Consider the following 23,527-nt stretch of genomic DNA (forward strand, 5'->3'; position numbering starts at 1 on the left):
CCATGCGTGGATGATGTGGATCTCCCGTCAGTTCATCGCCTTGATGGTCAGGTCCAGCGCATCGCGGCCGCTCTCACGCTGCAGCATGCGCGCCGGCACCGGGAATTCCGGCACGATCCAGGCGATCAGCTCCTTGTTGCCGTCGGCGCGCGAGACCTTGGTGGCCTCGTAGCTCTTGCCGCCCACGGTGATCGATTCCTTGCCGATCACACGGTACGTCATGTTCTTGATGCGGCCTTCGTCGACCATGCGATAGGTCAGCGGCTTGCCCGCCGCCAGGTCACGGGCGATCGCCAGGTTGATCAGCAGCGCGTCCATGTCACCGGCTTTCAGCGCAATCGGGCCAGCGCGATCCGGCTTGATGTCACCGGTCCAGGTGGCCTGGTTGCTGGTCCAGTTGTAGTTGGCCTGCACGTTGCGCTTCTTCACCAGCAGCGCCGAACGGTCCTGGCTGCTGAGCGGGCGCAGCTGGCCACGCACTTCCTCGAACACCGTGCTCTGGCTGAGGTCGGCCAGCTGGTTCTTCACCTGCAGGCTGTAGCGCCACTTGTTGCTGCCTTCGCTGGCCAGGGTCATGGTGCCGTTGGCCTGCATGCCCATGTAGCTGGCCAGGTAATCGGCCTTGAACGGTTCCAGCGCCATGGCCGGCAGGCTGGCCACGGTCAGGGCAGCGGCTGCGATCCAGGTGAGGGGGCGGGTCAGGGTATTCATGCTCAGACTCCTTGGTATTCGATCAGGCGCAGATCGACGCGGTCTTCGCCGTCTTCGCGTTGCAGGATGCGCACCGGGGTGGGGACACCGTTGGCGATCCAGAGAATGGTTTCGTTTCTGCCACCGTTGGTCCGGTAGACCCGCAGTGCGTTGTAGGACAGGTCGCCGACCTCGACGTTCTCGGTCTGCGGCGCGGCCTGGTAGTCGTGTTCGCGGACCTTGCCCATGTCCACGTAGCGGTAATGCATGGAGGCGCCTGGACGCGCATCGCGCATGATCGCCAGGTTGATCAGCAGCGCGCTCTGGTCGCCTGCCTGCAGCGGGATCGGCTGCGCGCGTTCCTTCTTGACGTCACCGGTCCATTGCGCGGTGCCGGCCTGCCAGTTGTAGGTGCCGACCGCCTTCTTGCCCAGGAACAGGCCCTTGCGCACCGTGCTCTGGCTGAGCGGCGCATACACGCCGCTGCGCTCCTCGAACACCGTGCTCTGTTCGATGTTCAGGCCCAGCACGCTGGCAAAGCCGCGGCGGCCGACCACCTGCATGTCCACCCGCCACTGGCTGCCGCCGGTGTGGGTGACCTGCATGCTGGCATCGCCCGCTTCCTTGCCCTTGTAGAAGGCCTGGTAGGTGGCGCTGAACGGTTGCAGCGGCGGTGGCTCCCAGGCCAGTGCCGGTGGCATCGGTACGGCCGGCGCATCGGCTGGCGGCTGCGCTGCGGGCACCGGTGCCGGCGGGGGGGCGGGCCCCTGTGCCTGGCCCCAGCCCACGCCGGGGAACACGGCAAGCGACAACAGCAATGGAGTGGACAGCAGGGTCGTGGTCTTCATGGAGGACAGGGACCGCAGGAGGGGGCAGGATGCCAGCCCCGCAGTCAGCGGGGCGTGTGCATGGGGACTACCGGTTCAGGTTCCCGGCGGAATCTAGGGCCAACGGGCTAAACAGGGGGTGACCGTCCAGTTGCGGCTGGCCCTCCCGTTCAGCCAGGCGGCCGGCGCACAACAGCTGCAGGGTGGCGATCAGCAGCGGATGCTCCACCGCCAGCACGCGCGCGGCCAGGCTGTCGGCGTCATCGCCGGGCAGCACCGGCACCCGCACCTGCGCCAGCACGGCGCCCGCATCCAGCTCGGGCACGACCAGATGCACGCTGGCACCGTGCTCGGCGTCGCCCGCCTGCAGCGCCCGTGCGTGGGTGTCCAGGCCCTTGTGCAGCGGCAGCAGCGATGGATGGATGTTGACCAGCCGGCCATTGAAGCGCTGTACGAAGGCCGCGCCGAGGATGCGCATGTAGCCGGCGCAGACGATCCAGTCCGGTTGTACTGCGGCCAGCGCATCGCCGAGCGCCTGCTCGTAGCTGGCGCGGTCGCTGAAGGACTTTGGTGCATGCGCCCAGCGCAGGTTCGGTGCGACGCGCTGCAGGGCCTCTGCGGCGGGGCGGTCGGAAAACACGCCGACCACCTCGGCGGGCAGTCGGCCGTCGGTAATGGCATCGAGGATGGCCTGCAGGTTGCTGCCCCGGCCGGAGGCGAGCACGGCAATGCGGGTGGTCGCGGTCACTGCTGGGCGCTCCGGCGGATCAGCGGCCAGATCAGCAGGCTGCCGAGGGTGGCCATCAGCATGTCGGCGTGCGCGTCCCACATGTCGCCCTGCTGCCCGTTGTAGGCCTCGGCAGCATCCGGTGACAGCGCCAGCGCGATGGCCCACTCGAACCATTCGTAGACCAGGCTGGCACACATCACCGTCATCACCGCCAGGGTGAAGGCCTGGCCCAGGCGCAGCGCCGGCCACGCATGACGGGCAAGCTGCAGCAGCGCAGGAGTGAAGCAGACGCCGAACAGGAAGTGGATGAGGCGATCGAAATGGTTGCGCTGCCAGCCGAAGGCCGCATTCGGCGACCAGCCGCTCAGCGTCTGCGCCCAGGCGTCGTAGGGCACGTTGGAATACAACCAGCGCGCGGCCACGCAGTGCAGGGCGATGAAGCCGCAGATCGCGATGAAGGCACCGTTGCCCAGCCAGCCGCCGCGACGGTCGACCCACAGCAGCGCGGCCAGCCCGATCACGGTCAGGGTGCTGTGCAGGGCCTGTTCGGTAGGCCACAGCGGGTGGACCCAGCTGACTGCGAACACCGCCAGCACGGCGGCAAAGGCCAGCTTCTTGGGGCCCGAGAAACGGTGGGTGGTGGGCGAAGCGGACGTGGGGAGGGCAGGCGCGGACATGGGAAATCGATCAGGAAAGGACGGGGCGTCTGCCGGCAGGTTCAGACACTGAGGTGGTCGCCGCGGTCGAACAGCGCGGCCATGTCAGGTTTGGACAGGAACACCCAGGCATAGGCGGCCAAGGCCATGCCCAGCGGGCCGGCCAGTACGCCCAGCCACGCCGCGCGCCGGCACCAGGCCAGCCCGGTGCGATGTGACAGCTGGCGCGCGGTATACAACTGCACGAACCCCAGCACGGCCGCCAGCACGGCGATGGACGCATATACCGTGGTCAGCATCCAGGCATCGTCCAGCCCGCGCGAGTGGGCCACCCATCCGCTGAGGCCAAGAAACGCCACTGTGGCGAACCAATGGAAGCCGGCCAACGCGTAGAACAGCACTTTCAGCGTCTGCAGATGGCTGGTCAGCTGCAGCTGCGCCAGGGTCTGATGCGGCAGCGGCGGCGGATTGCCGGAGGCGGTCATGCGGGCGTGGCGGGAAGGTCGAAGGCGGCCTTCACCTGCGGGCGCAGCAGGGTGATCAGGCTGAACACCCCCAGCACCGTGCCGACGGGGGTGAACAGGCAGGCCAGGCCGGCCGCGATCAGGCACAGCAGGTAGCGGCGTCTCTGGGCCAGGCAGCGGCCGGCATAGGCGACGAACGCGCCCAGGGTGACGCCACCGAATACGGCGACGCAACCGATGAGGGTGAACATCCAGCCGAACAGGCGCTGTTCGGCCGGCGACGACGGCTGGCCGCCGGAATTCATCGGCAGGTTGCCGGTGAGCGCGGTGATGCCCAGCACGATGTGGATGATGAAGATCAGCGAGAACAGCACGATCAGGCCGCCGACCACGTAGTGCGCGATGGCCAGCATGCGCAGGTGGTCGGCATCCTGCGCGTTGAACACCGGTACCGTCGCCAGCGGCGGCGGCACGGGGGCGGGCGACAAGGGGGGCGTTGCGTCCATGCGGGCTCCTGGGTTGTCGGGATCAGGCGATGTGGACGCGCTCGGCGCCTTCGGCGGTGACCACCTGGCCGATGGTCCAGTGCTCCAGGCCCTGCGCCTTGACCGCATCGGATACCGCGGCCACCTGGTCCGGCGCCACGATCAGCACGAAGCCGATACCGCAGTTGAAGGTGCGCCACATCTCGCTGTCGGCGACCGCGCCTTCCTTCTGCAGCCACTGGAACACCGGCGGCAGGGTCCAGGACGAGGCCTGGATGTCCAGGCCGAGGCCGTCGGGCACCACGCGGATGATGTTCTCGGTCAGGCCGCCACCGGTGATGTGGGCCATGCCGTGGATGGCCGCGCCGTGCGACTTCAGCAGCGACAGGATCGGCTTCACGTACAGGCGGGTCGGCGCCATCAGCGCATCGACCAGCTTCACGCCGCCTTCCAGCTCCAGCTCGGCCGGGCGGCCGGCGCGGTCGTAGATGCGGCGCACCAGCGAGTAGCCGTTGGAATGCGGGCCGGACGAAGCGATGCCGATCAGCACGTCGCCGACAGCCACGCTGGCGCCATCCTTCAGCTCGCTCTTCTCGACCGCGGCGACGGTGAAGCCGGCCAGGTCGTACTCGCCCGGGGCATACATGTCGGGCATTTCAGCGGTTTCGCCGCCGATCAGCGCGCAGCCGGCCTCGGTGCAACCGTTGGCGATGCCGCCCACGACCGCTGCGGCGGTGTCGATGTCCAGCTTGCCGGTGGCGAAGTAGTCCAGGAAGAACAGCGGCTCGGCACCCTGCACCAGCACGTCGTTCACGCACATGGCGACCAGGTCGATGCCGATCGTATCGTGGCGGTTCAGCTGGTGGGCCAGCTTCAGCTTGGTGCCCACGCCGTCGGTACCCGACACCAGCACCGGCTCGCGGTACTTGTTGGACAGGTCGAACAGGGCGCCGAAGCCGCCCAGGCCGCCCATCACTTCCGGGCGGAAGCTGCGCTTGACCAGGGGCTTGATCCGCTCGACCAGTTCGTTGCCGGCGTCGATGTCGACACCCGCGTCACGGTAGGTGAGGGGGGAGGGGGCGGAAGACGGGGTGTTGGTCACGGGCGTCGGCGCTGGCAGGGGTTGAACGGGCGATTTTAACAGGCCGCATTGGCGCAAAGGCCGTATTCGGGCAACAATTCCCCCGGATACGTCGAGCCAATGGATGTCCTGATGCGCCGCAGCCTGATTCTGACCCTGCTCCTTGCGCTGAGCCTGCCGGTGGCCACGATGGCCCAGAGCGGCCTGCGCACCGAGGGTGATGTTGCCACCGCCACTGGCGCGTACGAGGCCGAAGTGCCCGTCAACAGCCAGGCCGAAGCCGACCGCAACGGCGCCCTGGCCCGCGCCTTGAGCGTTGTACTGGGCAAGTTGTCCGGCGATCGCAGCGTGGTGTCGCGCCCTGGCGTGGCGCAGGCGCTGCGCAATGCCAAGGATTACGTGGCCAGCTACGACTACAAGCAGGACCAGAGCGTGAGCGCCAGTGGCGCCCCCAGCTTCCGTACCCTGCTGGTGGCCCGCTTCCGCGAGGACGATGTCGATTCGCTGGTGTCGGCGCTGGGCCTGCCGCTGTGGCCGCAGCCGCGGCCGAAGCCGGTGCTGTGGCTGGCCGTCGATGACGGCAGCGGTCCGCGCCTGGTCAGCGTGCAGCAGGCCAACGCCGCCCGCCCGTTGCTGAACCGCGCCATTGAACGCGGCTACAAGCTGGGCCTGCCCAGCGGTGGTGCCGCCGAACAGGCGCTGGCCGGTGCCATCTGGCGCCAGGACAGTGCCGCCGTGGCCCGTGCCTCTTCGCGCTACTCGCCGCCGATGCAGCTGATCGGCAAGCTGTACCGCGCCAATGGCGGCTGGCAGGCGGACTGGGTGTTCGTCGACAACGGCCGTGAGCTGAACAAGTGGACCAGCAAGGACGCCAACGCCATGCGCGCGATGGCCGCCGGTGCCGACGGCGCCGCCGATGCGCTGGTCAAGCGCTATGCCAAGGCCGGCGCGGCCGTCGGCCAGGCCGGCACCTATCGGGTGGTGGTCACCGGCATCAACAGTGCCGACGACTACCTGCGCCTGGCTGCCGGCCTGCGTGAGGTGCCGGTGGTGCGCAACGTCACCCCGCTGCACGCTTCGGCTGGCCAGCTGGAGCTGAGCCTGGAGATGACCACCGGCCTGGCCGGCTTCAACCGCATGCTGGGCGACAACGGCGTGCTGGTGCCGAGCGCACCGCTGCCGGCCCTGCCGACGCCGATCGACGACACCACCGGTGCCCCGGTCGCTGCGCCGGTCAGCAACGAGTACCGCCTGCGATGAACCTGACCCCGGAAGCGGAAATCGCGCAGTTCCTGCGCCGCCTGAAGTACATCCTGTTCGCCGGCCTGATCGGCTGGGTGGTGTGGTTGCTGGCGCCGATCCTGACCCCGTTCGTGCTGGCGCTGGCGCTGGCCTGGCTGGGCGATCCGCTGGTGGACCGCATCGAGGCCACCGGCCGTTCGCGCATGACCGGCGTGGTGCTGGTGTTCGCGGCGATGGTGCTGGTGATCGTGGCGCTGCTGCTGGTGCTGGTGCCGATGATCGAGCGCCAGATCACCACCCTGATTGCGGTCGCGCCGCAGGCACAGGCGTGGCTGATGGAAAAGGGCATTCCCTGGTTCGAGCAGAAGACCGGCCTGGAAGTGATGCAGTGGCTGGACCCGGACCGCCTGATCGAATGGGTGCGCAGCCACTGGCAGCAGGCCGGCGGCTTCGCCACCACGTTCATGGGCTACGTCTCGCGTTCGGGCTTTGCGATGGTGACCTGGGTGGTCAACATCCTGCTGCTGCCGATCCTGGCGTTCTACTTCCTGCGTGACTGGGACAAGCTGGTCGAGCGCGTGGCGTCGGTGATTCCGCGCAACCAGATCGGCACCATCAGCGCATTGGCGCGTGAGTCCAACGAGGTGCTGGGCGCCTTCATCCGCGGTCAGTTCCTGGTGATGCTGGCGCTGGGCGTGATCTATGCCGGCGGCCTGTCGCTGGTCGGCCTCAAGCTGGGTCTGCTGATCGGCCTGATTGCCGGCCTGATCAGCTTCATTCCCTACCTGGGCGCGACCACCGGCATCCTGATGGCGGTGGTCGCCGCACTGGTGCAGGCACAGGGCTTCGACCTGAAGCTGCTGATCCTGGTCGGCGTGGTGTTCACCGTGGGCCAGCTGCTGGAAAGCTACGTACTGACCCCGCGCATCGTCGGCGACAAGATCGGCCTGCACCCGGTGGCAGTGATCTTCGCGGTGATGGCCGGCGGCCAGCTGTTCGGCTTCCTCGGCATGCTGCTGGCGCTGCCGGTGGCAGCGGTGACCAACGTGCTGCTGCGCTACGCGCACCAGCGTTATCGCCAGAGCGAGCTGTACGTGGGTGAGAAGCCGGCGATCGTGCTTGATGGCGTGGTCGATGCCCCCCATATCATCATTCCGAACGACAAGGGCCCCGACCTGAAGTGATGGGTGTGCCGCAACTGCCGCTGGCCCTGCATTACCCGCGGGACCAGCGCCTGGAGACCTTCATCGGCGCGCCGGACGGCGCGCTGGCGCAGCTGCGCGCGATCGCGGTGGGTGCCAGCCACGATTGGGTCTATCTGGAAGGTGCGGCGGGCACGGGCAAGACCCACCAGGCACTGGCGATGTGCTCCAGCGCCGAGCAGGCCGGGCGACTGCCGACCTACGTACCGCTGGCCAGCGCCGCCGGCCGCGTACGCGCGGCGTTGGATGGGCTGGAGGCGCGCGAGCTGGTGGCGCTGGACGGCCTGGACGAGGTGGCCGGCAACCGCGAGGACGAGATCGCGCTGTTCGATTTCCACAACCGCGCGCGCGCTGCGGGCGTGACCGTGCTGTACACGGCGCAGAAGGCGCCGGAAGAACTGGGCCTGGTACTGCCCGATCTGCGTTCGCGGCTGGGCCAGTGCGTGCGTGTGCTGCTGCAGCCGCTGGATGAGGAAGGACGGGCAGCGGTGCTGCGTGAGCGCGCGCTGCGGCGTGGGCTGGCGATCGACGAGGCCTCGATCGAGTGGCTGCTGTCGCACACCGGTCGCGAGCTGGGTGGATTGATCACGCTGCTGGACTGGCTGGACCGGGAGTCGCTGGCGGCGAAGCGGCGGATCACCGTGCCGTTCCTGCGCCAGGTGCTGGAAGAAGGCCGGCCGCGTTACTGAGGGTGGGGTTTGCTTTGCAGGGCTGCGCCCTGCACCCGCCGTAGTGCCGGCCGCTGGCCGGCAACAGCAAGAGCTGAAGCAACAGCAGAAGCTGGCTTCCTGAGGGGAGGCGGGGTGGCTCAGGTTGCGGGGGACGGCGCAAGTACGTCCATGTAGCCTCGGTCGCGCCATCCATGGCGCTCACGCCCCCGCAACCTGAGCCACCCCGCCTTCGACAGGTTCCCGCGATCTGCCGGGACTGCATACTGCACTGCTGTTGGTGGGTGTCGACCTTGGTCGACACGTGTCTTGCTTGTGGTGGGTGACGACCGTTGGTCGTCACCAGAGCAAGCGCAGCGACGCGACCCGCTTTTGCTTTTCTTTTTTCTTTTCCGTGGCTGGTCGCCCACGGAAACTGTCAGAGGCCGGGCGGGGTGGGCTGCGCAGGGGCGTGAGCCGCATGGATGCGGCGACCGAGCTTACAGGGGTGAAGGCGCTTTGCTTGCGAAGCACTGCTTCGCAAGCGCCTGAACGCACAGCCGCCAGCGGCTGGGCCGGGCCCCGGAGGGGGACTTGCAGCGTCCCCTGCGCAGCCCACCCCGCCCGGCCAAGCAAGGCTTCTGCTTTCAATAAGCCCAGCCACGAGGGGCTCAGCCGTTCGCTGCCAACTCCGCATCCAGCGCACGCAGGCGATCCACGGTGCCGACATCGGTCCAGCGCCCGCGATGGTGCTGCCCCGTCATCAACCCCTGTGCCATGAAGTGCTTCTGCAGCGGCACCACCGAGAACTTCGGCGGCAGCCGCTCGCTGCCCGGTGCATCACCGATCACCGTGCGCCAGTCGGCCACGATGGAAGGGCGATACACGCCGATACCGGCATAGGTCAGGCACGGGCCTTCGCGGTCGTGATGCAACACGCCCTGCGCGTCGAGCCGGTAGTCACCGTTCGGGTGCTGAACCGGATTGTCGACCAGCACCAGATGCGCCTGGCCCTGCGGCTCGCGCGGCAGCGTGGCGAAATCGAAATCGGTCCAGATGTCGCCGTTCACGACCAGAAACGGGGCGTCGCCCAGCACCGGCAACGCGTTGAGGATGCCGCCGCCGGTTTCCAGCGGGGTCTGCCCTTCGTACATGAAATGCAGGCGCAAGCCCCATTGGCTGCCATCGCCCAGCGTCGCTGGAAACTGTTCGGCCAGCCATGCGGTGTTGACCACTACCTCGCGCACGCCGAGTGCGGCCAGGCGTTCCAGGTGCCAGACGATCAGCGGTTTGCCGGCCACGTCCAGCAGCGGCTTGGGCGTGTGCAGGGTCAGCGGGCGCATGCGCTCGCCGAGGCCGGCAGCAAAGACCAGTGCCTTCATCGGGCCACGCGCATCGGTGCGGTCAGGTCGGCCAGCGCTGGCTTGATGCGGTCTTCCAGCAGCTGCTGCAGCGGTGCCAGCTCGCGGTAGCGCGGCAGCACTTCATCCAGATAGGTGATGAAGCGCGGCGCGTCGTCGAGGTAATGGCCCTTGTTGTCGCGATAGCGCAGGCGGCAGAACAGGCCGAGGATCTTCACGTGGCGCTGGATGCCCATCCAGTCGGCATCGCGCAGGAAGGTGGCACGGTCGGGCACCGGCAGGCCGGCGTTGCGGGCGCGCTCGTGATACTGCGCCAGCCACTCGTCCACACGCTGCAGCGGCCAGCTCAGGAACGCGTCCTTGAACAAGCTCATCGCATCGTAGGCGATCGGGCCGCGCACCAGGTCCTGGAAATCCAGCACTGCCGGACCATTCTCGACCGGCATCAGATTGCGCGGCATGTAGTCGCGATGGCTCATCAGCTGGGCCTGGCCCAGCGCGTTGTCCATCAAACGGCGGTGTACCAGCTGCAGCCCTTCAATCTCACCGCAGTCCAGTTCCAGGTTCAGGTGGCGCTGCAGGAACCATTCGTCGAACAGGCCGGCATCGCGCTGCAGCAGCGCTTCGCCGAACTGGCCGAAGTCGGCCGGCACCGGGATCGCCTGCAGGCGCAGCAGCTGTTCGATCGAACGGCCGAACCATTCATCGGCGTTGCGCTCGTCGAGGATCTTCGCCAGGGTCGGGCCGCCGAGATCTTCCAGCAGCAGGAAGCCGGCATCCAGATCCTGTGCCAGCAGCGCGGGCACACGCAGGCCGTTGTCATCCAGCAGGCCGCGCATGCGCAGCCACGGGCGCGGATCTTCCAGCCCCGGCGGGGCATCCATCACGATGTGGCTGCCGCGCGTGCTGGTGGTGCGCCAGTAGCTGCGCATGCCGGCATCGACCGAGGCGCGTTCGACCACCGCACTGGAGTCATCGAGCTGGGTACGGGCCCACTGCAGGCGCTGCGCGCTGCGCTGGGGATCGGAGGCGGGTTCGGTCATGCAGGCATATCCGGGCGCGCCGGGCGCGCCTACGTCGGGAACAGGAAGGGAAGAGGGTGCGGGATCAGCGGCGACCGCTGAACAGACGCAGGACGGCCAGCACGGCCACCGCGCCCAGCACCGCACCGAGGAAGCCGGCCGGCTCACCGGGGGCGTACCAGCCCATGTACTGGCCGAACCACCCCGCCAGCAGCGCGCCGACGATGCCCAGCACGATGGTCAGCAGGCAGCCCATGCGGTTGTTGCCGGGCATGAAGAATCGCCCGAGCAGGCCGACGAAGAAGCCGACCAGGATGATGTAGAGCCAGCTGCTGCTGCCGAACAGACCATTCATGCGCGCGATTTCCACCAAGGGTGGACGCAGCCTAGCAAGGCCAGGCTGCGTCCGTCACGGTGTGCCGGATTCAGCAGCAGCCGTGGTCGCCGTGGCGGGTGCCACTGTCGGCAGCCACCGGCGAACCGCTGGTCTCGCCGCGCAGGCTGGCGGCGTAGTGCTCGCTGATCACCTTGGACACGCAGGCGGTGACCTTCTTGCCCATCGGAATGTGCAGGAACTCGTTCGGGCCGTGTGCATTGGAGTGCGGACCGAGCACGCCGGTGATCATGAACTGGGCGCCCGGGAACTTCTCACCCAGCATGCCCATGAACGGGATCGAGCCACCTTCGCCCATGTACATCGCCGGCTTGCCGAAGAAGGCCTGGCTGGCGTCGTCGATGGCCTGGGTCAGCCACGGCGCCATGGCCGGGGCGTTCCAGCCGGTGGAGGCCTTTTCCAGATCCAGAGTGACCTGCGCGCCGTTCGGCGGATCGCGCAGCAGCGCTTCCTTCAGCAGCTCGCCGCAGGTTTTGCCATCGGCGGTCGGCGGCAGGCGCAGCGACAGCTTCACCGAGGTCTGCGGGCGCAGCACGTTGCCGGCCGATTCCAGCGCCGGCATGCCACCGACGCCGGTGACCGACAGTGCCGGGCGCCAGGTGCGGTTGAGCACCAGCTCGGTCAGGTCCTCGTTCATCGGACGCAGACCGTCGACCATCGGGAACTTCTCGAAGATCTCGGTATCGACCACTTCGGCGGCGCGCTTGGCCTGTTCCTGGCGCTCGGCCGGGATCTCAACGTTCATGCCGTCGATCAGGATGCGGCCGGTGTCCTGGTCCTCGATGCGCGACAGCAGCTGGCGGAGCAGGCGGAAGCTGGACGGCACCACGCCGGAGGCATCGCCGGAGTGCACGCCTTCGTTGAGGACCTTCACGGTGAAGTTGCCGCCGGTCAGGCCGCGCAGCGAGGTGGTGCACCACAGCTGGTCGTAGTTGGCGCAGCCCGAATCCAGGCAGACCACCAGCGACGGCTTGCCGATGCGGTCGGCGAGGTGGTCGACGTAGGCCGGCAGGTCATAGCTGCCCGACTCTTCACAGGCTTCGATCAGCACCACGCAGCGGGCGTGCGGCAGGCCCTGGGCCTGCAGCGCCAGCACCGCGGCCAGCGAGCCGAAGATGGCGTAGCCGTCGTCCGCACCGCCGCGGCCATACAGCTTGTCGCCGCGCAGGACCGGGGTCCACGGGCCGAGGTCGTCGTCCCAGCCGGTCATTTCCGGCTGTTTGTCGAGGTGGCCGTAGAGCAGGATGGTGTCGTCGCCGGTTTCGGCGCCGGTAGCCGGAATTTCCAGGAAGATCAGCGGGGTACGGCCTTCCAGACGCACCACTTCAACCTTCAGGCCGGGCAGCTGCTGGGCCTTGGCCCAGTTCTCCATCAGGGTGACCGCCTGTTCCATGTAGCCGTTCTGCACCCAATTGGCGTCGAACATCGGCGACTTGTTGGGAATGCGGATGTAGTCGACCAACTGCGGGACGATTTCGCTGTCCCACTTGTCATTGACGAATTGGCCGAGCTTGGCGCTGTCCATCTGAAACTCCGGTTGCATGGGCTGATCCAGCCATTCTACGCCTGTGCCGTGGGTAGGGTTTTTCCTACATCACGTCGGGTATTTGGCTGGCTTTTAGAAATCCAGGAAACCGATAGGCTGTGTGCATGTGGTGACGGACACTGTTCCTACCGACGGGATTGCCGGTCGGGACGGCCAGAATCACAAGGAGATACACGTCGTGCCTTGGAGTGTCGTGTTGAGGGCACTGGTGCTGGTCGTGTGGATCGCTGGGGCGCATGCCGCCGAACCGATCGACATCAACCGCGCCGATGCCCAGGCGCTGCAGCAGGGATTGACGATGGTCGGAGCCGCCAAGGCCGAGGCGATCGTCGAGCACCGGCGCAGACACGGCCCGTTTCATCGCGTCGAGGACCTGACGCAGGTGAAGGGGATAGGGAAAGCAATCGTCGAACGGAATCGACAGCGGATCACCGTAGGCAACAGGTTGTTGCCGGCGGATCCGGTACCCGGATCGGTACCGGTGCGAACCGTACCGAGGCGCTGACAGCAGGAATCGTCGGAACCGGCAGGAGGCTGGTTCACCGGACACGGACAGGAAGGCCGTGACCACCGACCGCCGCAGGACGCGGCACCAATCACCAGGATGGTGGCATCACAGACCTGTGGAAGGGGCTGAGATACAAACAGGACAGACGCGGCCGCGTGCAGGATGCAACGCTACCCCCACAGCGCAGGATGCGAGGGGGCGGCAGCAGGCCGACAAGGACGTAACGATTGCCCGGTACGACACATGGCTGTGTCGCCGGGCAGTTTCATTTCCGGCGCCTGGTTTTGCCGCGGCCACCACGGGTCGATGGTGTACGGTGGCCGCACCGCATGGAAAGGACCCCCGCTGGATGCTTCTGCACCGCCCCACCACCCTGATGCTCGCCCTTGCACTGGCCCTGCCGCTGCTGGGCCATGCCGCTGCGCCGACGCCGACGCCGGCTGCCAAGCCTGCCGCTGCCGCAGCCAGCAGCGCCGAAGTGCGCGGACCGACCGACCTCAAGCCGGGCGAATACCTGTGGCATCCGGAAATTTCGCCGACCGGCCCGATCGTGCTGGTGGTCAGCCTCGATGAGCAGCGCGCGTACGTGTACCGCAACGGCATTGCCATCGGCCTGACCACGATCAGCTCGGGCAAGGCTGGGCATGAGACGCCGACCGGCGTGTTCACCATCCTGCAGAAGGACAAGGACCACAAGTCCAACCTCTACAACAGCGCGCCGATGCCCTACATGCAGCGGCTGACCTGGGACGGCATCGCCCTGCATGGCGGCAGCCTGCCCGGTCATCCGGCCTCGCATGGCTGCGTGCGGCTGCCGCAGGCCTTCGCGCAGAAGCTGTTCAGTGAAACCCAGCGTGGCGACACCGTGGTCGTGGCCGATGCCAAGAGCTCGCCGATGACGCTGGCCTATCCGTCGGTGTTGGCGCCGGTCAACGCGCGCGGCCAGGCCCTTCCGGAAACCGAGGGTGGGGCCCCGGCGCAGGCCCGGTGGGATGACGCCGCGGCGCCGGCCGGGCAGGTCGGCATCCTGGTCAGTCTGCACGACCAGCGCCTGTACGTGCTGCGCGATGGCGTGATGATCGGCGAGTCGCCGCTGAAGGCCGACGCCCTGCCGGCGTTCCAGGGCACCACCCTGTTCGTGATGGGGCAGGGCTACAGCGATACGCCCAGCCCGCTGGACGCGAACAAGCGCCTGCACCAGTGGACGGCCTATCCGCTGCTGGGCCAGGACCGTGCCCAGGCCACGCCGGACCTGCTGGCCACGCCCTCGCTGCCGATGGCGTTGCCGGCCGATTTCGCCCGCCAGCTGTACCAGGTGCTGGTACCGGGCACGACCCTGCTGGTGACCTCGCTGCCGGCGGTCCGCCCAAGCCCGGCTGAATCCGGAATGCAGCCGGTCTTGGAATCCGAGCCGCCAGGGTCCACCCTCAAGGGCAACTGAGTCCCTTCGTTGTGCCCATGACTGCATCCCGCCTGTGCCGGCTGGCCGCGTTCGGCCTGCTGGCGACCTCGGCCAGTGCTCCGGCGCTGGCACAGACGCCCGCCCTTGCCACCAGTGCCGATGATCTGGCCGCCTTGCTGTCGCGCAGTGCGCCCAAGGCCGACCGCCACGTATTGCAGCTGGCGGCGCACGCCATGCGCTGCGCGCTGCAGCGGCCGGAGCTGGGCATCAATGGTGATCGCCTCAGCGTGATCGATTATTCGCGGCCGTCCACCGAGCCGCGCCTGTGGGTGTTCGACCTGGCCCACCAGCGCCTGCTGTTCGAGGAATGGGTGGCGCATGGCCGCAACAGCGGTGAGAACCGTACCGAACACTTCTCCAATCGCGATGGCAGCTTCATGTCCAGCCTCGGCGCGTTCACCGCGCAGGAGACCTACATGGGCGGCAACGGCTATTCGCTGCGCCTGGCCGGGCTGGAACCGGGCTTCAACGACCGCGCGCGCGAACGCGCCATCGTCATCCACGGCGCGCCGTACGTGAACCCGGCGACTGCGCAGCTGCAGGGGCGGCTCGGCCGCAGCCTGGGCTGTCCGGCAGTGCGCCTGTCGGTGGCCAAGCCACTGATCGACGCATTGCGTGGCGGCACGATGGTGTTCGCCTACTACCCCGACCAGGATTGGCTGAAGCACTCGCAGCTGCTGGGCGGTGAGTGCGGTGGCCAGGGCACGCTCGCCACGCGGTGATGCATGACGGCGCGCGGCATGATGCAATGCGCCGATGAACATCGACTCCCTGCTGCACACTCCGAGCCAGGTGATCTCCCGCCTGGACTATCGCCGCGAACGCTGGCGCAACGGCCTGGGCTGGACCCGCGAGATCCTGCGACTGCCGGCGCAGGGTGATGACTGGGCGCTACGCCTGTCGGTGGCCGAGATCGAACAGGACGCCGCGTTCTCTGCTTTCCCCGGCGTGGAGCGCGAACTGGTGCTGCTGCAGGGCAATGGCGTGCGCCTGCGTTTCGAGGATGGCCGGGTGGCCGAGGTGCTGCCACCGCACGGGCGTGTGCGTTTTGCCGGTGAGGAAGCGCTGCACGGCGAACTGGTCGATGGCACCACCCACGACTTCAACCTGATGTGGAAGCGCGAGCTGCTGCAGGCCGAACTGCTGCACCGGCCGCTGGTGGGCACGATGTTCTTCTTCTGCGAACCGGGCGTTGCCTGGGCGCTGCATCTGCTGGCTGGTCAGGCGGAGTTCGGTGCAGATAGCGGCTTGCCGGCGCTGCAGGCGGGAGACACTGCGTGGTTGGCGGCCGGTGAACGGCAGCGGCACGCGTTGCAGGGCGGTGGCGAGTTGCTGGCGATACGGGTCAGTGCAGCGGCGGGATGATTCCTGGGCGCCGGTGGCTCGATTCACGCATGGCGTGGATCTACTGGGTGTGGTTGCCACCACGCCTGGACACGCCGTTGTAGATCCACGCCATGCGTGGATGGGGCCACCGACACCGCGTCACGGTGCGAACCAAGATTCGCACCCACCAGAATGCGGTTCGCGCCAGCCGAATCTGTTCAGTAGATCCACGCCATGCGTGGATGCGGCCACCGACACCGCGTCATGGTGCGAACCAAGGTTCGCACCCACCAGAAAGCGGTTCGCGCCAGCCGAATCTGTTCAGTAGATCCACGCCATGCGTGGATGCGGCCACCGACACCGCGTCATGGTGCGAACCGAGGTTCGCACCCACCAGAATGCGGTTCGCGCCAGCCGAATCTGTTCAGTAGATCCACGCCATGCGTGGATGCGGCCACCGACACCGCGTCATGGTGCGAACCAAGGTTCGCACCCACCAGAAAGCGGTTCGCACCCACCAAGAATCGGTTCGCACCCACCAGGATGCGGTGGCCTCAATACACATCGCGCCGGTAACGACCGGCCAGCAACAGCGCTTCCTTGCCCGCGGTACCCAGCACCTGCTCGATCACTGCATCCACCGCCGGGGCCATGCCCTGCAGGCTGCCGCAGACCAGGATCGTGGCGCCTTCATCCACCCACTGGCGCAGCGTTGCCGCTTCGGCCAGCAGCCGGTCCTGCACATAGCGGTGCGCACCGCCATCGCGGCTGAACACTGCATCCAACCGCACCAGCGTGCCGTCGGCCAGCATCGCCTGCAGTTCTTCACCGAAGTGGAAGTCATGCGCGGCGGTGCGCTCACCGAACAGCAGCCAGGTGCGGCGTGCGCCACTGCGTACGCGTTCGTGCAGATGCGCGCGCAGGCCGGCGATGCCGGTGCCGTTGCCGATCAGCAGCAGCGGCACGTCGGCGGGCGCGCCATGGAAATTGTCGTTGCGGCGCAGACGCAGCTGTACCGGTTCGCCGATGGCAGCGTGGTCGCACAGCCAGCCGCTGCCGATGCCGGGTGTACCGTCAGCGCGCAGCTGGCGGCGCAGCAGCAGCTCAACCGCACCGTCGGCCATGACCGAGGCGATGGAATACTCGCGATGCGGCAGCGGTTGCAGGGTCGCCAGCAAGGCAGGCAGATCACCCGGGGGAACCAATGAGGGCAGGTGCGAGCGCGCGACGCGTGCCAGCAACGTCTGCCCGTCATCCAGCACGGTGTCCGCGTCGAAGCGTTGTGCATCCAGCCATGCACGCACGGTGTGCGATGCGTGCTGCGGGCCGATCTCGGCGATGTCACCGGCCTGCCACTGCGCATTTGCATCGGCCGGTGGCTGCAGGCGCAACCAGTACACCGGACCACCGGGGCTGCCCGGGTTCAGATGCTCGCGTTGCAGCAGCGTCCACGGCTGGTACTCGGCCGGACTCCAGTCGGGCAGTTCGCTGGCGTTACCGCCGAGTTGTCCCAGCAACTGTTGCCAATGACGCAGCGCTGCCGGATCGGCGTTGTCGACCTCGATGGCGTCGAACAGCGGATGCGCGCCGTGTTGGCGCAGCCAAGTGTCCAGCTGGTGGCCGAATCCGCAGAAGTGGCCATAGCTGCGGTCGCCCAGCGCGAGCACCCCGTAGTGCAGGTGCTGCAGCGGGGGCGGGGTGGCCATCACCCCGCGCAGGAACGGCAGGGCGTGGTCGGGTGGATCGCCTTCGCCGGTGGTGCTGGCAATAAACAGCGCGCGCTGGCTGGAAGCCAGCAGTGCTGCATCCACCTCATGCAGTCCGCGCACGCGCACTGGCGCGCCGGCACCGCGCAGGGCCTCGGCGCTGCGTTCGGCCAGTTCGCGGGCGAAGCCGGTCTGGCTGGACCAGACCAGCAGGATGGGCGCGGTGTCTCCGGTTGCGGCGTCGTCGCGCGGGCGCCCACGCCACCACAGGGCCGCGCAGGCCAGCGCATACAGCACCGTGGCGAGCACCGCGATCTGCGACTGCCGCGCCGGTGGTGCGCCCCGCCACCACGCTTCGCCGAGATGCAGGCGAAGCAGTGCCCAGCCGATCGCTGCCAGCAGGAGCAGAACCAGTGCGTTGCCGAGCCAGGCGCGCGATGGACGTGCGCTCATGCGTCCTGCTCGTCGAGCAGGCGCTGGAAGGCGCTGCTGAGAAATTCCTGCGGGCCGTCTGCCGCACGCTGCAGGTAGCGCGCAGCCAGTCCTTCGCGCTCGGCCAGTGCCATGCCCTGTTCGCGACCGAGTACGGTCAGTGCGGTGGCCCAGGCATCGGCGTGCATGGCGTCGTCGGCCACCACGGTTACTGCCGCGGCAACCTGCCGCACCGGTCTGCCGGAGCGCGGGTCCAGGCTGTGACTGTAGGCCTCGCCATCGGCCTGATACTGGTGCCAGCGATCGCCGGAGGTGGCCACCGCCTTGCCGTCCAGCGCCAGCACCCGTGGCGGGGTATCGGTGTGCACGTCTTCTTCGGGTGCGGATTCCACCAGTACGCGCCACGGCTGGCCGTCCGGTTTGCGGCCGTAGCCGGCCAGTTCGCCGCCGACTTCGATCAGCGCGGCAGTGATGCCTTGTCCAGGCAACCAGGCGGCCACGTGATCGACGCCGAAGCCCTTGGCGATCGCAGAGAGATCCAGTGCCAGTCCACCCGGCTGCAGCAGCGCATCGTCCTGCCACTGCAGGCGCTGCCAACCGCAGCGATCACGCGTGGCCTGCAGGGTAGCGTCGTCGGGCTGGCGGCGTTCACCGGCATGTGCCCCGAAGCCCCACAGTGCAACCAGCGGACCGATGGTGGGATCGAAGGCGCCGCCACTGGCGGAAGCGATGGCCTGTGCGCAGACCAGAACGTGACGGGTTTCGGCCGGCAGCACGCACCATTGGCCGGCGTCGGCGCGGTTGTAGCGACTCAGATCCGAACCACGCTCCCAGGTGCTCATCTGCGCGACCACCTCGTCCAGCCGCGCCTGGATGCCAGCATGCAGCGGGTGCAGGTCGCGCTGGCGCGACGCGACCAGCGACACGCTCCAGATGGTGCCCATGGTGGTGCCACCGAGGCGGGCGATGTCGAGCAGGGGATCGGTCATGGTGGTGTGCTGCAGGCGCGATGCCGGGGCGTGCCCGGCATCGCGGTCCACGTCATTACTGCGGCAGCACTTCCAGCGTGGCGACGTAGCTCAGGCGGCGCTTGGCGGCCTGCTTCACCGAGGTCTTGTTGTCTTCGGTGCCGGTCTCCAGCCAGTACATGCCGGCTTCCGGCCAGGTCACCTTGATCTCACCCTTGGCATCGCTGGTGACCTTCAGCTCGTCCTGCGCGTTGCGGTAGCGGGTGGCGCCACGCACGATCTCGAACTCCAGGCCGGCGGTCGGCTTGCCGTCGACCAGCACGCGGAAGGTGGCTTCCTCGCCGGCGAACAGATCGTTCGGGTGGCCGACGGCGACCAGCTCGATGCCACGGTTGGTCGGCTTCAGCGCGGTGTCGTTCGGGGCGCCGTTGGTGACGAAGGTCTCCACGCGGCCGACCGACTGGCTCACTTCCAGCTTCTTCGCATCCTTGGGCAGTTCGCCGAAGGTGGCGACGCTGCCGCGCCAGCGCTTGCGCTCGCCGTTCTGCTCGTAGGTGGCGAACAGGCCGTCATTGACCGACGCGATGCGGTAGGTGCCCGGCTGCTTCAGCTCGACATCGAACACGCTGCGGTACTTGCCGGTGGACGCGTTCTGCGGTTGCACGGTGCTGCCGTCCGGCGCGGTGATCACCAGCGACTCCAGGCGCAGCGGCACGTGGTTGAAATAGAACAGGTCGTTGGAGACCGCACCGTCGACGGTGATCCACGGCGCATTGCCGGCGATCACGGTCTGCGAGGGCAGCAGCCAGGCCTTGTGGGCCAGGGCGGAGAAGGGAAGGGCAGCGGCCAGAGCGGCGGCGAGGACGAGCGTGCGCTTCATGCGGAAGACTCCAGGTGGATGCAGGGTGGTGCGGCGAGAGGAGGGGAATTACGACTTAATCCCCTCCGTCCCCTTTTCAGGGTTTGACGGCGAGGGTGACCTGGCCCAGTTCGGTGGCGCCCTGCGCCTTGCCGTTCTGCGCGGCGGTGGCCGGCCAGGTGAAGGGGATCTTCAGCAGTTCACGGCCGCCGACTTCGCGCACCGCTTCCACCACCAGGGTGTAGTTGCCCGGAGCCAGCTGCTTCAGCGCCGGCTGCTTGTCGTTGAACGACAGCGCGTGCTTGCCGGCCGGGCGGGTCGGGCCGGTCACGCCGTCCACCGGCACCTGCAGGGTGCGGCCGCTCTTGCGCCACCACTGGCGCAGGTCCGGCAGCCACTTGGTGCCGTGGCCTTCGCTGTTGCTGGTCTGCTGGTACCAGACCGACAGGTTGGCCGCGACCTTCTGGTCGGCGCCTTCCAGCCACACCGCCACGTACGGGCGGTGGTACTCGGCCACGTTGAGCTTGGGCACTTCGACGTTGATGTCGAGGGTGGTGGCATAGGCCGGCGAGGTGGCCAGCAGGCCGCTGAGGGCGATGGTCAGGGTGACGCGCATGGGGCGGCTCCGGAAACGAAGGAAAGTCAGTGAATCAGCAGCAGGGCGATCAGCAGCGGGATCATCAGGCCGAGGCCGACCAGCGGCCAGGTCATGCGCCGCTGCCGTGCATGCAGGTGAAGCAGGAACAGGCCGGTGATGCAGAACACCAGGCAGGCCACGGCGAACAGGTCCAGGAACCAGCCCCACGCTGGGCCCGCGTTGCGGCCCTTGTGCAGGTCGTTGAGGTAGGACACCGCGCCGCGCGAGGTTGATTCGTACTCCACCGCGCCGGTCGCGCGATCGATGCTCAGCCAGGCGTCGCCACCCGGGCGTGGCAGTGACAGGTAGATCTCTTCAGCCGACCACTCGGCCGGGCGCCCGCCGATGGCGATGCCCAGCTGCGTGTCCAGCCATTGCCGGGCCGGGCGCGGGATCGGCGCGTTGCCGTCCTCGCGCGTGCCCAGCTGGCCCAGCAGCGCGGCCGGCAGTTCCAGATGCTGGTTCTGCACCTCGGGCTTGGCCTCGATCTTCGCGGCATGGTTGAGGGTCAGGCCGGTCACCGCAAACAGCAGCATGCCGATCAGGCAGACCGCCGAGCTGATCCAGTGCCACTGGTGCAGCGTCCGCAGCCAGAAGCCACGGCTCTGTTGCTGCTGCACGGTGGAAGGGGCAGGACGGCTCACGGCACGGTTCGAGGCGGACGGGGACTGCCCATTACATCATTGATGAGAATAGCTCGCAATTGCGTATCGTTCTGTATCCCTGGAGGGGAATTGCCGGCCAGCGGCCGGCACTACCGACTGGCCGGCAATCCCGCGGATCAGTAGATCCACGCCATGCGTGGATGGAGCGGTGCCGACCAAAGTCGGCACCCACCAGGGCAGGGCGCAGAGATCAGAACTTCGCGTTCAGCGAAATCCAGTAGCTGCGGCGCTGGTCCTTGGTCGCGTAGTCGTCCACGCAGCTGAACTCGCTGGGATTGAGCAGCAGGCACGACTGCGAAACGAAGTCCTTGTCGAACAGGTTGTTGACCCGCGCGTTGACCGTCAGCCACGGCGTGGCCTTCCAGCTGCCACCGAGATGGAAGATCGTGTAGTCCTCGTAATAGCGCACGTGGCGGGTGCCGGCACTGTCGATGAGGGTGTCGCGATAGCGGTCGTAGCGGCCTTCGCCGATCAGCGACAGGCTGATCGCTTCGTTGATCTGCCAGTTGAGGCTGGCGTTGGCCATGTGCTTTGCCGGCGTGGTGCCAGAGATCGGGCGTCCCTTGTCGGGGCCGCTGGTCTGCTCGCTCTTGGTCCACGTGTAGTTGCCGCGCAGCTGCAGGTTGTCGAGCAGGTCGACGTGGCCGGCCAGTTCCGCACCGCGGGTCTCGGCCTTGTCGATGTTCACGCTCTGGGTGAAGGTGCTGTAGCCCAGTGCTGCCCAGCCCGGGCCGATGTCCACGCAGTAACCGCTGCCGGCGCGGGCCACTTCGCAGTTCGGGAACGTGCCGCCGCTGGCGATCTTGTCTTCGAACTTGTTGAAGAAGCCGGTGACATTGAAGCCCCAGCGCTGGCCTTCGTAGTACGCGGCCAGCTCGTAGTTGGTGCTGGTTTCAGGCTTCAGGTTAGGCGAGCCCACCAGCGGCAGCACGCCCTGGCCACCGAAGCCGGTGATGCCCGGGAACAACTGGTCCGGACGCGGGGTCTTGTAGCCGGTGCTGACGCCACCCTTGAAGGTCCAGGCGTCAGTGGCGTTCCACACCAGGTAGCCGCGCGGGCTGACATGGCTGCCGAACACGTTGTGGTCGTCGTAGCGCAGGCCGAAGGTGGCGGTGAGGGTGTCGGTCAGCGACCAGTTGTCCTCGGCGAAAAGCGCCCACATGCGGTGCTTCTGCTTGGTGTTGCTGCGGTAGCCGGCGCCATCCATGCCGAACACGCCGTCGATCATGTCGGTGTCGTTGTACTGGCCGCCGACGGTCAGCTTGTGCGCGCCGAAGTCGAGGTCGAGCATGGTGTCGAGCACGTAGCCTTCCAGCTCCATGGTGCGCAGCGGACGCGGCAGGAATGCCTGCAGGCGTGCCATTTCACTTGGGTTGAGGGCGGCCAGTGCATTGCCGCGGCCGGCCGCGCAGTTGTTGGCGCCGCCGGTGCGGCGGCAGACGTCGTTCCACAGGGTCTGCAGGTTGGCGCGTTCGTCCAGGGTCAGCGGCAGCGAGCGGCCCAGGTTGCTGCTCTTGCTGTGGGTCAGCGAGGTCTGCCAGGTACCGAAGCTGTAACGGCCCTGGTGGGTCAGCGACAACTGGTCGCGCTCGTATCGCTGGTAGGCGGTGTAGCCCACGCGCGGCTGCACCACGCGGCGGGTGACGGTGCCGCTGCCGTTCGGGTTGGGGATGACGGCATTGCCGACGCGCCACAGGCTGGCCAGGCTGTCGAGGGTGCCGGTCTGGCCCTCGCTGTTGTCGTACTTCTGCCGCGACACGTCGTAGTCCAGCCACAGTTCGTGGTCATCGTTGACGTGGAAGTTCAGCCGCACACCGGTGTTCCAGTTGGTGTTGGCCACCGACTTGCCGCCGCCACCGAAGCCGATGCTGCGCTCCCACAGGCTGCCGTCGGGCAGGGTCAGCGCATCCCACTCCGGATTGGAGGCCTTGGCATCGTAGTAGCTGCCGCGCACCGCCAGGCTGAGGCGGTCCTTGACCAGCGGGCCGCTGAGGTACAGGTCGGTGGTGCGTGCATCACCGAACTGGTCATCCTGCTGCACGGTGAAGCCCTGGGTCACAGCGCCGTGCCAGCTGTCCTGGTTGCGACGGGTGATGATGTTGATCACGCCGCCCATTGCATCCGAGCCGTACAACGTGGACATCGGGCCGCGCACCACTTCAATGCGCTCGATGGCATCCAGCGGCGGCAGGTAGGCGAACTGGCCACCGCCGAAGTTGTTCGGATACAGCTGGCCGACATTGCTCTGGCGGCGGCCGTCGATCAGCACCAGGGTGTACTCGGAGGGCAGGCCGCGCATCGAGATGGTGGCACGGCCGTTCTTGTCGCTGGCTTCCAGACCGACGTCGATGCCTTCAACGTCGCGCAGCGCGTCGACCAGATTGGTGTACGGGCGCTTGCTGAGTTCTTCGCGGCTGACCACGCTGATGCTGGCGGGTGCATCGACCACCTTCTGCTCAAAGCCGGAGGCGGTGACCACCACCTTGTCCAGCGTCTGTGGCGCGCCGGAAGCGTCACCGTGGGCGAAGGCTGGGGCGGTCATGGCTGCCAGCACGGCGCTGGTCAGCAGGGTACGGGACAGGGACGAACGGACACGATGGCGCTGGGCCATGGCAGT

At 67.6% G+C, this 23,527-nt stretch carries 24 protein-coding genes; 7 read left to right on the top strand and 17 right to left on the bottom strand.

All coding sequences use genetic code 11. The annotated features are described in order from the left end of the window. Positions 1 to 27 precede the first annotated feature (27 nt). The 7 genes from ACZK2R_RS04800 to purM form a co-directional block, all read right to left on the bottom strand. Positions 28 to 711 (bottom strand): DUF3108 domain-containing protein, encoded by a 684-nt coding sequence (locus ACZK2R_RS04800; protein ID WP_010483632.1) that lies wholly within the window; start codon positions 709 to 711, stop codon positions 28 to 30. A gap of 2 nt (positions 712 to 713) precedes the next feature. Continuing rightward, positions 714 to 1,538: a DUF3108 domain-containing protein gene (locus ACZK2R_RS04805; RefSeq protein WP_180838128.1), complete on the bottom strand. Its 825-nt coding sequence runs from the start codon at positions 1,536 to 1,538 to the stop codon at positions 714 to 716. Between the two features lie 67 nt (positions 1,539 to 1,605). Next, positions 1,606 to 2,265 carry a phosphoribosylglycinamide formyltransferase gene (gene purN / locus ACZK2R_RS04810; protein WP_180838129.1) on the bottom strand — a complete coding sequence of 220 codons (660 nt, stop codon included), beginning with the start codon at positions 2,263 to 2,265 and terminating at the stop codon, positions 1,606 to 1,608. Beyond that, entirely contained in the window at positions 2,262 to 2,924 is a 663-nt protein-coding gene (locus ACZK2R_RS04815) for a DUF2238 domain-containing protein (RefSeq protein ID WP_258015800.1), read from the bottom strand. The genes purN and ACZK2R_RS04815 overlap by 4 nt, the downstream gene beginning before the upstream one ends. A 41-nt stretch (positions 2,925 to 2,965) precedes the next feature. Beyond that, positions 2,966 to 3,388, bottom strand: coding sequence for a hypothetical protein (locus ACZK2R_RS04820; RefSeq protein ID WP_032130364.1), 423 nt, complete (start codon positions 3,386 to 3,388; stop codon positions 2,966 to 2,968). Then, on the bottom strand, positions 3,385 to 3,873 hold the full coding sequence (locus tag ACZK2R_RS04825) for a hypothetical protein (protein ID WP_180838130.1): 489 nt from the start codon (positions 3,871 to 3,873) through the stop codon (positions 3,385 to 3,387). The genes ACZK2R_RS04820 and ACZK2R_RS04825 overlap by 4 nt, the downstream gene beginning before the upstream one ends. Before the next feature lie 22 nt (positions 3,874 to 3,895). Continuing rightward, the gene (purM, locus tag ACZK2R_RS04830; protein ID WP_180838131.1) at positions 3,896 to 4,954 is read right to left on the bottom strand and encodes a phosphoribosylformylglycinamidine cyclo-ligase; all 1,059 of its coding nucleotides are present in this window, start codon (positions 4,952 to 4,954) and stop codon (positions 3,896 to 3,898) included. Positions 4,955 to 5,053: 99 nt separating this feature from the next. Here purM and ACZK2R_RS04835 point away from each other — a divergent pair, with 99 nt between their 5' ends. Genes ACZK2R_RS04835 through hda form a run of 3 tightly spaced genes read left to right on the top strand, consistent with a single transcriptional unit; the run spans position 5,054 to position 8,066 of the window. Beyond that, a complete protein-coding gene (locus ACZK2R_RS04835; RefSeq protein ID WP_180838132.1) occupies positions 5,054 to 6,193 on the top strand; it encodes a DUF2066 domain-containing protein in 1,140 nt (379 codons plus the stop codon). Continuing rightward, complete coding sequence (locus ACZK2R_RS04840) at positions 6,190 to 7,359, top strand: AI-2E family transporter (RefSeq protein ID WP_032130360.1); 1,170 nt, start codon at positions 6,190 to 6,192, stop codon at positions 7,357 to 7,359. The genes ACZK2R_RS04835 and ACZK2R_RS04840 overlap by 4 nt, the downstream gene beginning before the upstream one ends. Continuing rightward, complete coding sequence (gene hda, locus ACZK2R_RS04845) at positions 7,359 to 8,066, top strand: DnaA regulatory inactivator Hda (protein WP_032130359.1); 708 nt, start codon at positions 7,359 to 7,361, stop codon at positions 8,064 to 8,066. The genes ACZK2R_RS04840 and hda overlap by 1 nt, the downstream gene beginning before the upstream one ends. Before the next feature lie 629 nt (positions 8,067 to 8,695). On the opposite strand, the gene murU is transcribed toward hda, so the two are convergent. The 4 genes from murU to ACZK2R_RS04865 all read right to left on the bottom strand — a co-directional run bounded on the left by murU (position 8,696) and on the right by ACZK2R_RS04865 (position 12,326). Next, positions 8,696 to 9,406 (bottom strand): N-acetylmuramate alpha-1-phosphate uridylyltransferase MurU, encoded by a 711-nt coding sequence (murU, locus tag ACZK2R_RS04850; RefSeq protein ID WP_180838133.1) that lies wholly within the window; start codon positions 9,404 to 9,406, stop codon positions 8,696 to 8,698. Next, positions 9,403 to 10,428: an aminoglycoside phosphotransferase family protein gene (locus tag ACZK2R_RS04855; RefSeq protein WP_180838134.1), complete on the bottom strand. Its 1,026-nt coding sequence runs from the start codon at positions 10,426 to 10,428 to the stop codon at positions 9,403 to 9,405. Before ACZK2R_RS04855 ends, murU begins: the two co-directional genes overlap by 4 nt. 64 nt (positions 10,429 to 10,492) lie before the next feature. Next, complete coding sequence (locus tag ACZK2R_RS04860) at positions 10,493 to 10,762, bottom strand: GlsB/YeaQ/YmgE family stress response membrane protein (protein WP_125894171.1); 270 nt, start codon at positions 10,760 to 10,762, stop codon at positions 10,493 to 10,495. Positions 10,763 to 10,832: 70 nt separating this feature from the next. Further along, the gene (locus ACZK2R_RS04865; RefSeq protein ID WP_010483606.1) at positions 10,833 to 12,326 is read right to left on the bottom strand and encodes a M20 family metallopeptidase; all 1,494 of its coding nucleotides are present in this window, start codon (positions 12,324 to 12,326) and stop codon (positions 10,833 to 10,835) included. Positions 12,327 to 12,525: 199 nt separating this feature from the next. Here ACZK2R_RS04865 and ACZK2R_RS04870 point away from each other — a divergent pair, with 199 nt between their 5' ends. The 4 genes from ACZK2R_RS04870 to ACZK2R_RS04885 all read left to right on the top strand — a co-directional run bounded on the left by ACZK2R_RS04870 (position 12,526) and on the right by ACZK2R_RS04885 (position 15,682). Next, positions 12,526 to 12,852, top strand: coding sequence for a ComEA family DNA-binding protein (locus tag ACZK2R_RS04870; protein WP_012510302.1), 327 nt, complete (start codon positions 12,526 to 12,528; stop codon positions 12,850 to 12,852). Between the two features lie 352 nt (positions 12,853 to 13,204). Continuing rightward, entirely contained in the window at positions 13,205 to 14,296 is a 1,092-nt protein-coding gene (locus ACZK2R_RS04875) for a L,D-transpeptidase (RefSeq protein WP_180838135.1), read from the top strand. A 17-nt stretch (positions 14,297 to 14,313) separates the two neighbouring features. Continuing rightward, complete coding sequence (locus tag ACZK2R_RS04880; protein WP_004147404.1) at positions 14,314 to 15,039, top strand: murein L,D-transpeptidase catalytic domain family protein; 726 nt, start codon at positions 14,314 to 14,316, stop codon at positions 15,037 to 15,039. 34 nt (positions 15,040 to 15,073) lie between these two features. Continuing rightward, a complete protein-coding gene (locus ACZK2R_RS04885; protein WP_180838136.1) occupies positions 15,074 to 15,682 on the top strand; it encodes a HutD/Ves family protein in 609 nt (202 codons plus the stop codon). A gap of 515 nt (positions 15,683 to 16,197) precedes the next feature. Here the strand turns inward: ACZK2R_RS04885 and ACZK2R_RS04890 are convergent. From ACZK2R_RS04890 to ACZK2R_RS04915, 6 genes are all read right to left on the bottom strand, one after another. Further along, positions 16,198 to 17,802 (bottom strand): sulfite reductase subunit alpha, encoded by a 1,605-nt coding sequence (locus ACZK2R_RS04890; RefSeq protein WP_125894177.1) that lies wholly within the window; start codon positions 17,800 to 17,802, stop codon positions 16,198 to 16,200. Then, positions 17,799 to 18,770 (bottom strand): FAD:protein FMN transferase, encoded by a 972-nt coding sequence (locus ACZK2R_RS04895; RefSeq protein WP_180838137.1) that lies wholly within the window; start codon positions 18,768 to 18,770, stop codon positions 17,799 to 17,801. The genes ACZK2R_RS04890 and ACZK2R_RS04895 overlap by 4 nt, the downstream gene beginning before the upstream one ends. Before the next feature lie 55 nt (positions 18,771 to 18,825). After that, complete coding sequence (locus ACZK2R_RS04900) at positions 18,826 to 19,629, bottom strand: DUF4198 domain-containing protein (protein WP_071228078.1); 804 nt, start codon at positions 19,627 to 19,629, stop codon at positions 18,826 to 18,828. Positions 19,630 to 19,705: 76 nt separating this feature from the next. Next, entirely contained in the window at positions 19,706 to 20,224 is a 519-nt protein-coding gene (locus ACZK2R_RS04905; protein WP_004147429.1) for a DUF2271 domain-containing protein, read from the bottom strand. A gap of 26 nt (positions 20,225 to 20,250) precedes the next feature. Beyond that, the gene (locus ACZK2R_RS04910) at positions 20,251 to 20,889 is read right to left on the bottom strand and encodes a PepSY-associated TM helix domain-containing protein (protein ID WP_180838138.1); all 639 of its coding nucleotides are present in this window, start codon (positions 20,887 to 20,889) and stop codon (positions 20,251 to 20,253) included. A 211-nt stretch (positions 20,890 to 21,100) separates the two neighbouring features. Next, on the bottom strand, positions 21,101 to 23,521 hold the full coding sequence (locus ACZK2R_RS04915; protein ID WP_253144189.1) for a TonB-dependent receptor domain-containing protein: 2,421 nt from the start codon (positions 23,519 to 23,521) through the stop codon (positions 21,101 to 21,103). Positions 23,522 to 23,527: the final 6 nt, after the last annotated feature.

Source organism: Stenotrophomonas sp. 96582_Sma (assembly GCF_056480905.1).

Coding starts and splice junctions, on each gene's coding strand:
- ACZK2R_RS04885 (WP_180838136.1), top strand. CDS start 15,074: ATGAACATCGACTCCCTGCTGCACACTCCGAGCCAGGTGATCTCCCGC.
- ACZK2R_RS04815 (WP_258015800.1), bottom strand. CDS start 2,924: ATGTCCGCGCCTGCCCTCCCCACGTCCGCTTCGCCCACCACCCACCGT.
- ACZK2R_RS04840 (WP_032130360.1), top strand. CDS start 6,190: ATGAACCTGACCCCGGAAGCGGAAATCGCGCAGTTCCTGCGCCGCCTG.
- ACZK2R_RS04905 (WP_004147429.1), bottom strand. CDS start 20,224: ATGCGCGTCACCCTGACCATCGCCCTCAGCGGCCTGCTGGCCACCTCG.
- ACZK2R_RS04820 (WP_032130364.1), bottom strand. CDS start 3,388: ATGACCGCCTCCGGCAATCCGCCGCCGCTGCCGCATCAGACCCTGGCG.
- ACZK2R_RS04835 (WP_180838132.1), top strand. CDS start 5,054: ATGGATGTCCTGATGCGCCGCAGCCTGATTCTGACCCTGCTCCTTGCG.
- ACZK2R_RS04855 (WP_180838134.1), bottom strand. CDS start 10,428: ATGACCGAACCCGCCTCCGATCCCCAGCGCAGCGCGCAGCGCCTGCAG.
- ACZK2R_RS04915 (WP_253144189.1), bottom strand. CDS start 23,521: ATGGCCCAGCGCCATCGTGTCCGTTCGTCCCTGTCCCGTACCCTGCTG.
- hda (WP_032130359.1), top strand. CDS start 7,359: ATGGGTGTGCCGCAACTGCCGCTGGCCCTGCATTACCCGCGGGACCAG.
- ACZK2R_RS04800 (WP_010483632.1), bottom strand. CDS start 711: ATGAATACCCTGACCCGCCCCCTCACCTGGATCGCAGCCGCTGCCCTG.
- ACZK2R_RS04865 (WP_010483606.1), bottom strand. CDS start 12,326: ATGGACAGCGCCAAGCTCGGCCAATTCGTCAATGACAAGTGGGACAGC.
- ACZK2R_RS04875 (WP_180838135.1), top strand. CDS start 13,205: ATGCTTCTGCACCGCCCCACCACCCTGATGCTCGCCCTTGCACTGGCC.
- ACZK2R_RS04805 (WP_180838128.1), bottom strand. CDS start 1,538: ATGAAGACCACGACCCTGCTGTCCACTCCATTGCTGTTGTCGCTTGCC.
- ACZK2R_RS04880 (WP_004147404.1), top strand. CDS start 14,314: ATGACTGCATCCCGCCTGTGCCGGCTGGCCGCGTTCGGCCTGCTGGCG.
- ACZK2R_RS04860 (WP_125894171.1), bottom strand. CDS start 10,762: ATGAATGGTCTGTTCGGCAGCAGCAGCTGGCTCTACATCATCCTGGTC.
- ACZK2R_RS04895 (WP_180838137.1), bottom strand. CDS start 18,770: ATGACCGATCCCCTGCTCGACATCGCCCGCCTCGGTGGCACCACCATG.
- ACZK2R_RS04890 (WP_125894177.1), bottom strand. CDS start 17,802: ATGAGCGCACGTCCATCGCGCGCCTGGCTCGGCAACGCACTGGTTCTG.
- ACZK2R_RS04825 (WP_180838130.1), bottom strand. CDS start 3,873: ATGGACGCAACGCCCCCCTTGTCGCCCGCCCCCGTGCCGCCGCCGCTG.
- murU (WP_180838133.1), bottom strand. CDS start 9,406: ATGAAGGCACTGGTCTTTGCTGCCGGCCTCGGCGAGCGCATGCGCCCG.
- ACZK2R_RS04900 (WP_071228078.1), bottom strand. CDS start 19,629: ATGAAGCGCACGCTCGTCCTCGCCGCCGCTCTGGCCGCTGCCCTTCCC.